8 protein-coding genes and 1 tRNA gene are annotated in these 8,586 nt (G+C 64.6%); 3 read left to right on the top strand and 6 right to left on the bottom strand.

Going from position 1 to position 8,586, the window contains the following annotated elements:
• Positions 1-329: 329 nt before the first annotated feature.
• Positions 330-411 (top strand) — tRNA-Leu (locus tag ACIA8C_RS04095).
• A 532-nt stretch (positions 412-943) separates the two neighbouring features.
• Here the strand turns inward: ACIA8C_RS04095 and ACIA8C_RS04090 are convergent.
• A complete protein-coding gene (locus ACIA8C_RS04090) occupies positions 944-1,837 on the bottom strand; it encodes a class I SAM-dependent methyltransferase (RefSeq protein WP_397130768.1) in 894 nt (297 codons plus the stop codon).
• 79 nt (positions 1,838-1,916) lie between these two features.
• Complete coding sequence (locus tag ACIA8C_RS04085) at positions 1,917-2,618, bottom strand: NAD(P)-dependent oxidoreductase (RefSeq protein ID WP_397130767.1); 702 nt, start codon at positions 2,616-2,618, stop codon at positions 1,917-1,919.
• Positions 2,619-2,688: 70 nt separating this feature from the next.
• On the opposite strand from ACIA8C_RS04085, the gene ACIA8C_RS04080 reads away from it, so the two are divergent.
• Positions 2,689-3,294 carry a TetR/AcrR family transcriptional regulator gene (locus ACIA8C_RS04080; RefSeq protein WP_397130766.1) on the top strand — a complete coding sequence of 202 codons (606 nt, stop codon included), beginning with the start codon at positions 2,689-2,691 and terminating at the stop codon, positions 3,292-3,294.
• A gap of 363 nt (positions 3,295-3,657) precedes the next feature.
• The gene (locus ACIA8C_RS04075; protein ID WP_397130765.1) at positions 3,658-4,152 is read left to right on the top strand and encodes a hypothetical protein; all 495 of its coding nucleotides are present in this window, start codon (positions 3,658-3,660) and stop codon (positions 4,150-4,152) included.
• 369 nt (positions 4,153-4,521) lie between these two features.
• Here the strand turns inward: ACIA8C_RS04075 and ACIA8C_RS04070 are convergent, their stop codons facing one another.
• The 4 genes from ACIA8C_RS04070 to ACIA8C_RS04055 all read right to left on the bottom strand — a co-directional run bounded on the left by ACIA8C_RS04070 (position 4,522) and on the right by ACIA8C_RS04055 (position 7,377).
• On the bottom strand, positions 4,522-4,983 hold the full coding sequence (locus ACIA8C_RS04070) for a lasso peptide biosynthesis B2 protein (RefSeq protein ID WP_397131799.1): 462 nt from the start codon (positions 4,981-4,983) through the stop codon (positions 4,522-4,524).
• A 2-nt stretch (positions 4,984-4,985) separates the two neighbouring features.
• Entirely contained in the window at positions 4,986-5,258 is a 273-nt protein-coding gene (locus tag ACIA8C_RS04065; RefSeq protein ID WP_397130764.1) for a lasso peptide biosynthesis PqqD family chaperone, read from the bottom strand.
• The gene (locus ACIA8C_RS04060; RefSeq protein WP_397130763.1) at positions 5,252-7,009 is read right to left on the bottom strand and encodes an asparagine synthase-related protein; all 1,758 of its coding nucleotides are present in this window, start codon (positions 7,007-7,009) and stop codon (positions 5,252-5,254) included. The genes ACIA8C_RS04065 and ACIA8C_RS04060 overlap by 7 nt, the downstream gene beginning before the upstream one ends.
• Before the next feature lie 254 nt (positions 7,010-7,263).
• On the bottom strand, positions 7,264-7,377 hold the full coding sequence (locus ACIA8C_RS04055; RefSeq protein ID WP_397130762.1) for a keywimysin-related RiPP: 114 nt from the start codon (positions 7,375-7,377) through the stop codon (positions 7,264-7,266).
• Positions 7,378-8,586: the final 1,209 nt, after the last annotated feature.

The following is an 8,586-nucleotide window of genomic DNA, read 5'->3' as shown; positions in this document are numbered from 1 at the left end:
TGCGCAGGTGTTCCTCAGCGTTGGGGCCTGATACCGGCGAGGATAGCCAAAATCATGAGGAAATCCTCACGTTTACTCGGCGCCCAAACCGCATACTGCCGAGTATTCGTGTACGTCCGTGCCAGAATCATGCCAAACATGACTCTTCCTCATGTTTGAACACGCTGGTCCATCGGGTTACTAACACGTAGGAAACATGAGCGCTCCTCATGTTGACGGTTATCAAATCGTTATAATCCCTGGTAGGGTTACCCACCAGTACGCCACGCCCGCCCGGAGCTTCGCGAAGTCGGTCAAGCCCGGTAGAGTTTGCACGGTCGTACCATCACGCGCGAGTGGCGAAATTGGCAGACGCGCCAGATTTAGGTTCTGGTGTCCACGGACGTAGGGGTTCAAGTCCCCTCTCGCGCACCTCTGACCGGCATATCTGCCGGATGTTCGCATCGTGCGTTCAAGCGCTCTCGAGCACACGAGAGGCGAGCCGTGATTACCAACTCTGACCTGCACCAACTTCCGACCACGTGGCCAGAAACGGCCCGATCGATGGCACGCGAGGGGTTTGCTGGACGGGAGTGCGCATGATCCCCGCGCTGATCCCGCCCCAAGGTCAACTTCAAGAGCTCACCCACGGTCAAGTACCTACCGACCAGATTGTCCGGGTAGCTGACGGCGGTCTCGTCTACGGCGTGTCGCCGGGGGGCGATGGTGGCCGAATCGCTGACAAGCACCTACTGTCCGCGCTAGGGTGCCGCCCCTCCATTCGCCTGGAAGTAGCCAATGCCCGTTCGGGTGCCCTGCTGCTGCGTCCCGACGTCCGCGGAACGGTGATCGTCGCCAGCAGCGGCCATGTTCCATAAGCGGCGTCTACTTTCCACACCCCATCGGCACCAGCAGATATCGGGCGCGGAGCGGGGACACATGGATTCGCTGGCCCTGGCTCTGGTCAGGACCGCTTGACCGCTGTCATGTATTTGATGTTGTTGAGCAGCCGAGCCAGCGGGTTGAGGGCCTTGGTGAGAGGTCGGCCGTACCGTTCGGCTAGTTCGCCGGATGACGCGGTGGTCGCAGTCCAGCCTTGTTTTGTGAGCCACTCGGCCGGATCCGCGCGCTCATCCGTGTAGAACAGCTCGGTGAGGTCGACCTGTTCTAACGGGGTATCCCGCAGTTGCGCGGCTTGGTTGTCTGCGAGTTGCTTGAAGTCGTCATCGATGTCGACGGCGTCGCTGGCCATGCTGCTGCCAGGCGCGGAAAGCTCATCTATCCGGGTGAACAGCTCATCTTGGGCGGCGCCGGGCAGATACGTCAGCAGACCTTCCGCCGACCACACGGTGGGCATGGTCGGATCGAAGCCTGCGTCGATGAGCGCGGCGGGCCAGTTCTCCCGCAGGTCGACGGCCACCTCCCGGCGGTCGGCCTTGGGCGTGGCGCCCTCGTCGGCGAGTACCTCCCGCTTGAAATCCAGCACCTTGGGCTGGTCGATCTCGTAGACGACCATGCCCTGCGGCCAGTCCAGACGGTAGGCGCGGGCATCCAGTCCGGCTGCCAGAATCACCGCCTGCCGCACCCCGTTCTCAGCGGCGGTGAGAAAGAGGCTGTCGAAGAATTTGCTGCGCAGTCCGATGAATCCGGTGCTCAGCGGACTCTGCGCCCACAGTTCTGGATCCTTGATCAGTGCGTTCGCGTCCGGGTCGCCGGAGGCCGTGATGAACAACGCGGCGAATTCGTCGTGGACCAGGGCGTCAGGCCGCTTAGACTCTGCCGCGCGCGAGACCGCGACGAACAGCGCGGTGCGACCGACCCTGCTGACGATGTCCCAGGTATCACCATCGGAACGCATAATGCTCCCCCTCGATAGCCAAAACAGATCCTACGACACACGTCGACCATCCAGGTGTCGCCGAATGAGCGCGTTCATATCAACGCTGTGCCCGGCCGAATGCCTCTCTGCGAGCAACCTCCCACAGGGACGGCGCACCTTTCGTGGTGACGACATCGACAACATCACCGACGTTTCCGCGATCGACAGCCATCCGGATCAGCGCGTCGGCCAGGTCGGCCCGCGCGGTAAAACGCGCGGCGGTACCCGGTGCGACGATCTGGTATTCGGTGTCGGCCGTGCGGTCGAACAGCCCGCCCGCGCGGGCGATCGTCCAGTCCAGGTCGCTGTCTTGCATGATGCTTTCCATTCGGGCGATGTCTTCATACCCGGTGCGGCCCATCCGCAACAGCAGTGGAAAGTACACCCGGCGCACGAACAGCGACTCACCTGGCGGAGCTTCGAACGTCGCACCGGTGCTGCTGATACAGATCAGGCGCCGAAGGCCATGTGCCTGCATCGCTTTCACGATGTTGGCGGTGCCGACGGAGTAGATGGCGACCGGATCCTTCGTATAGCCGGGAGTACCGAGCGCCGAGATCACCGCATCGTGACCGGCGATCACCCGATCGACCGCGTCCGCGTCCATCGCGTCGGCCTGCGCGACCCGCAACGCGCGGGCGTTCGAAGGAAATCCGCTGGGGCGCCGGACCACCGCGGTAACCGAATGACCTTCGGCGACAGCCTGTTCGACGATCAGCCGCCCGGTCTGGCCGTTGGCACCGAACACGACAAGATTCATGGGTTCCCCCACTCGCTAGACTTGGAACAGTTATCTAATAGTTAGAACGTCGTTCTAAGTTGGAGAGTACATGCCCGAGGACATTCCCGGAATAGTCCGCCTGCGCGATCGTCGCGAAGCGATGACGCTGCGGACGATCCTGACCGCCGCGCGTCGACTGTTCACCGAGCACGGCTATGCGCGCACCCCAATCCGGCTCATCGCAGAACAGGCCGGGGTGGCACCGCAGACCATCTACGCGCACTTCGGTTCCAAGGCCGGGGTGCTGACCGGATTGGTCGATCTGATGGACGAAGAAGCCGGTCTAGAAGACGTGGTCGCCAGATCGCAAACCATGACCGACCCGCACGAGCTGCTGCGGCTGCTGGCCGCGGGGAGCAGGCAAGTCCGGCAGCGTTGCGGCGACATACTCGCGATCCTGGACTCCGGCGCGGCGGTCGACCCTGCCATCGCCGACACCCAGGCCGAAGGACAGCGACGCAATCGGCTCGGCATCGAGATGATTGTCGACCGAATCCACGGCTCCGGCCATGCCACCGATCAACGGGCCGCCGACATCGTCGCGGCGCTGATGAGTGCCGGAGTGCACGACAGCCTCGTCACCGACAGCGGCTGGTCATACGACGACTACGAGAACTGGCTCGCAACCACCCTGGACAACTCCGTATTGCGCTGACCCTCAACCGCTTTCAACAAGGAACAGGACAGTAGCAAATACATCAGGCGATTCCGACGGGCACGTCCTTGGTACGCACGCTCATCGGCAGACGAGTGCGTTGGAAAGTGCTGACAGACAACCGATTTCGACGCATGACTAAACGCGCGCCATGCGGCATGTAGGGACGGTCGCAGTGTGCGCGGAGCGCCTACCCATCTGAACCCCACGGCATCTCAATTGCGCTGAAACAGCTAGTCGAAGACCGGCCGCCCGGAATGCGGAGCAGTGCATCTGGATTCGGGCGTCGGGCTCGATCGATCCACCGGCTGTATCTGCGCCATCACCTCCCACCACTTCACACTGATTCAGTACGCTCCCGGCATGGCTGACGCAGAACGGCTGGACGACTGGGCGGACAATCCACGGCTCAACACCTGGCTGGCCGAGCAGGAAGCCGCATTCCCGGAGTGGGCCCAGCGCCACGAGGGCACCTGGGACTTCACCCCCGCATCTCTGGACCGGCTCGCGGAAATAGTGCAGGAGCGGTTCACCACCTACGAAGAGGCCAAAGCGGCGGAGCACGACCCGTTCTGCACCGTCGCGGCCTGGTACCTGGGCGAAGTTCAGGTCCGCCATTGCGGCACGGTATGGCACTGTCGCCCGCATCCCGGAGCAGACGTCGACGAGCCCGATGACCCCTTCGTCATCGTGCCCGACGATCCCGAGGACTCGGACGACGAGCCTGACCTCGATGACGACTATCAACCACTGTGCGTGCCGATTAGCGAACTCCAAGCTCTGTTCCTGCGAGGCATCGACAATGAACTGCGAGATGTCCTGAGCCGCTACGACCCGAAACCGAGCATTCCCGATTAAGCAGGACCAGCGGTCACTGACGGCAGAATTCCCTTGCACCGCTTGATGAGACGTCGCACTCGTCAGGCAACCCGCTTCGAACACACGATAATGGGCTATGGCCGGATGTTTTCCCGGCGTTGGCAGTGTCGGATGTTCTGGGCCCGCATAGGTTTTGACCTGTCGGGCACCTGGGTGTGGCCTCTTGCTCCGCCGGATAGCGGCAATACGATGCGGTCTGACCCAGCAGCTCTGTCGCCCCATGGCACGCGAATGAGGAGGCACGCCGGGGCTGTGCCCGGCCACGGGACCGGCGAGTTGGACCCGATTCTGCACTTCGACGCGCTATCGTGCGTCGTAATCGACTGCGGCACAGCAGATCTTACCCGCTTAGAGAGCGGTACCACCGTTGGCGTCGAGGGTTTGGCCCGGTGTCGGGGTGGCCGGGACGGTAAAGAAGGTGCGGAAGTAGTCGGCGGGGTAGTCCTCGCCGATCATCGTGCCGTCGGCCTCGACCCACGCGTGAGCGCAGAACGGGGGTAGTTGGCGGACGCCGACGCACCAGGTCGGCCAGGTTCCCTGGGTTCGGCACAGCAGGGTGGTGGCCAGGGATCGGGGCAGGCAGCCCTCGCGTCCGGCGCAGGCCAGGCTCACCAATACCACGGCGTTGCGGGCCGCGGCGGCCTGCTCGGTGGTGGCGGGGCGGGCGCCTCGGCGCAGTAATTCGAGGGTGCGGCGGATGCGGGTAGGGCTGCGGCGGGCCAGCCAGCGTGCGATCAGCACGGCGACGCGGGTGCGGGTGCGCAGACCGAGTGGCACCGCTCGTGGGTCGTGGTCGATGACCATGCGCATGCTCACGGGAGCGGCTCCTTTCCCTCGTCGAGGAGGTGGGCGGCCCGCAGCTCGGCTAGTAGGTCTTCGACGTCGCGGGTAGCGGTGGGCAGGTCGATGCCGTATTCGATGGTCAAGGTCCGGGCCGCGTCGGCGGGGGTGCCGCCCTCCAGCAGAACGCGCAGCACGAGCGCGCCGGTGGGGTTGAGGTCGAAGTATCGGCCGGTGTCGCCGTCGAGCAGTGCCAGCCCGTCATCGGTCTGGGCGTCGAGGACGTTCTTCCGTAGATTCAGCATGATGTCGTGGTCTCCCGGCTTGTGGTGGCAGGGGATGGCAAGCCGCGTAGCCACAGCTCGCAAGCCAGCGTCGGCAGCACGTTCAGGATGGTCATGTCGGACGCGAGTGGTCCGCTGCACACGCGGTGCAGGGTGGCTTCGTCGATGAGGCCCATGCGTGCGAGCAGTGTGTCTTCGCACAGGTTCAGCAGCGTGGCCCGGTTGCGGCGCAGCCCGGTCTCGGCGTCGGTGGCGCCGATGCCCTTCGTGTCGCGGGTGCGGCTCTCGTCGGGAACGATGCCGCGCGTCGCCGCGACGATCAGCGGCTTGTAACGCCAAGGAGTCACGCGCTCCTGCGGGCGCACCGACAGCGCGGCTTCGATCACGTGGTCGTCGTAATACGGTGCGGCCAAGGTGATCCCGCGACGACCGATCAGCCCGCGGATATGGCGGAACATGCGGGCGTTGGCCTGCAGGGCCGCGAGATCTCGATGCTGCCCGTGTCCGTGGCCTAACGGTTCGGCAGTCGGCGCCGCGGCGGTGACCGAGGCGCGAACGGCCTCGGCGGCGGCCGGCGTCGCCCACGGCGGCATCCGCATCGACCAACCCCAGTCCAGGACGGGGAACCTCGCCGAGAGGGGTGGGTCGGTCAGGCCGGCGGCGAAACGAGCGAGCCAGTCGTGGTAGGGGCGGCGGTCAAGTAGTTGCCGCAGCGCGGCCGCGTAGCGCCAGCGGTCGAGCGCGGCGTGACCGCGCAGATTCCGCAGTGCGGTGCGAGGAGTGCGCGGCAACATATCGTGCAGATGGGCTGGCGAGGCACTGAGCAATTCGTCGCCGCCCAGCCCGCACAGGTGCATCCGTGATCCGTGTGCACCGGCCAGGTAGACCAGCGAGCGCCATCTACCGTCGAGCACGAGTCCGCACGGCTCATCGAATACCTGACCGATATCGTCGCTGTCGGTCACATCGAAGGCGGTCAGCGTGCTTGGGATGACGTGATGGTCGATAGCGCCGTTCAGGGCGGCGGCGGTTCGGCGTGCCCAGACCGCGTCGTCGGCGCGTGGATCGACGCCCGTGTGGGTGTAGGCGACCACGTGGGCGGGGCCACGAGCAGCCAAGCAGCACAACGCGGTCGAATCGAGTCCGGCCAGATCGGTGCTGACCAGGTCGCGGCCGTTGGTCCGGAGGTCGACCGCGGCGGCCAGGGCATCGCGTAGCGCCGCGGCGCCCGGCTCCATCGCCACCGTCGATTCGGGGGCGGTCCACCAGCGTTTCACCACCACGCGACCCACATCATCGATGGTCAGGTCTCTGCCTCCCGGCACGCCGTGCACGCCGCGCCACATCGGATGATCCCCGAGCGGAGTCGGCGCGTGCGGTCCGAGCAATGCCAGCGCCACCCGCGACGGGTCGGGCTCGGCGGCGATGAGATGGGCAAGCACGTCGGCGCGGTCGGCGGCCACGGCGATCCCGCCGACCCGGGCGTGAAACGTCCGGCGCCAGCCGCTGATCGGCGCACGCACCCACACCATCCCAGCTACCGAGGCGATCACGTGGAGACTGCCCGCCCACGATCTGGCCGCCCGTTCGAGTTCGACGACGCTACCGATCCCGTCGGCCAAGCGGGCCAGCGCGGCGGCCGACACCGCGTGCTCGCCGATGACCGCGAGCACGGTCTGCCCCGCCCGCGCGGTGACGATCTGGTCGGCCCCGGCACCTTCGTGAACCAGTAGCCATGGGCGACCGGATGCGTGCCGGAGGATCCGGGTCATACCGTCATCCGTACCGGGCGCGCCGACCGAGTCCGCCGCCGGACAATCGGGCAGAACCATGAACCATGACCACAAACGATCCGACACAACCGGACTAACCATTGGTAGGAGTGCCTTCCTGGGAAACTGCGCATTCGTCGGCGCGAACCGGGTGATGGCGGGCGCCTCGCCACCACACGGTCACCTCGACCAAACGACTGAATCAGCTTGCCGGGCAGTGGATTACCGAACCCGACCGCTGGAGTCGGCCTTGGTCAGGGTCGTGATCCGGTCAAGTGATCGATCTCGGGCGGGTGGAAAAGTAGCAGGCCGGTCTTCTCTGTGAAGGAACCGATCTCCCGCAGGGTCGGACGCTCATAGGTACTCATAATTGATTCACCTCCTCTCCCGCGTCTCAGGGTCTGGAGTGTGTATATGTCGACTTTCCGAAACGGTCGACCAATCCATAGTCCACGCAACACCCTCCAGTGTCAACGCCACACCCCTATTCCAATTGCCTTACGGGGTAAGGGGTTTCCGTAACTCAGATCGCAACGCAGTGCCACGATCATCGAATTCGGCCGCACGATCACCACACCCCTTCCGGGAATCCCGCGAGATCACCGGCTGCGGAGCAACCTGCAGGACAGTCGGGTTTCGTTCGATAGCAACACCTTTCGGCCTCCTTCAAGTTCCTGAAGGCCCAGGGAAACCGACGGTCGGGCGCTGCCGCAAAGAGGGTGAATGCACCCCTGATGTATATTGATACATTCTTGTCGTACAAACCGTTCGGCTGAATTATTGCATCACTTTTGGTCACATACCTTGCACGACAACGGAATCAAGACTCCGACTGGTCGCCTTTCTCCACAATCCTTACGCTGCAACACGGCTGGGATGGGAGCGCGGACTGTGCGCGCAGCTCGCGAACCGATAGTCGTAGGTACGGGATCGGAAATCCTCTCCTCGCAAGTTATTTCGGCAACCACGGCGTCCAGGGTGTCCACGCGCTGAACACACGAATCGAAATGGGGCTCCGGACATCGACTCGGGCCGCTCGCTGGTCGAGAGCTTGGGCCGAGGTCAACGGTTCGGCATCGTGCCGCTGACCATCGGCAGATGTACCGGCACGCCCCATCTCCGCGAGTGCCCGCCGCCACTTTCTGATGCGCCACGACGGTCGATACCCCCATCTACTGGGCTCCCGAGGTCGGCGAGCCGACCGCGAGTCACGGCACCGCAAAGACGCGATCGGATGCGAGACCGCGTGTTCGAGAACCAGTACGCGCCCGTCCCGCCGCAGTGTCCTCACAAGATCCTCGGCGAACTACCTACCGACCAGATTGTCCGGGTAGCTGACGGCGGTCTCGTCTACGGCGATGGTGGCCGAATCGCTGACAAGCACCCACTGTCCGCGCTAGCTGCTCAGCGCGGTGACCGAATGAATTCGCCGAGCTCGGGGGTGACTGTCCTGGAGCTGGACGTGCTGCTCAGTTGGGCCGGCCGGTGGACCGTTGCCGGGTGACTTCGGCGACGCTCGCCCAGTCGAGGTCCGCGCCGATCTGCTCGACCGCGGTGGCGAACACGTCGTGCAGGAC

It is taken from the genome of Nocardia sp. NPDC051321 (assembly GCF_044455225.1).
Lineage (GTDB): Bacteria > Actinomycetota > Actinomycetes > Mycobacteriales > Mycobacteriaceae > Nocardia.
The sequence above is the reverse complement of the archived record's forward strand: the minus strand, read 5'-3'. Positions and strand labels throughout refer to the sequence as shown.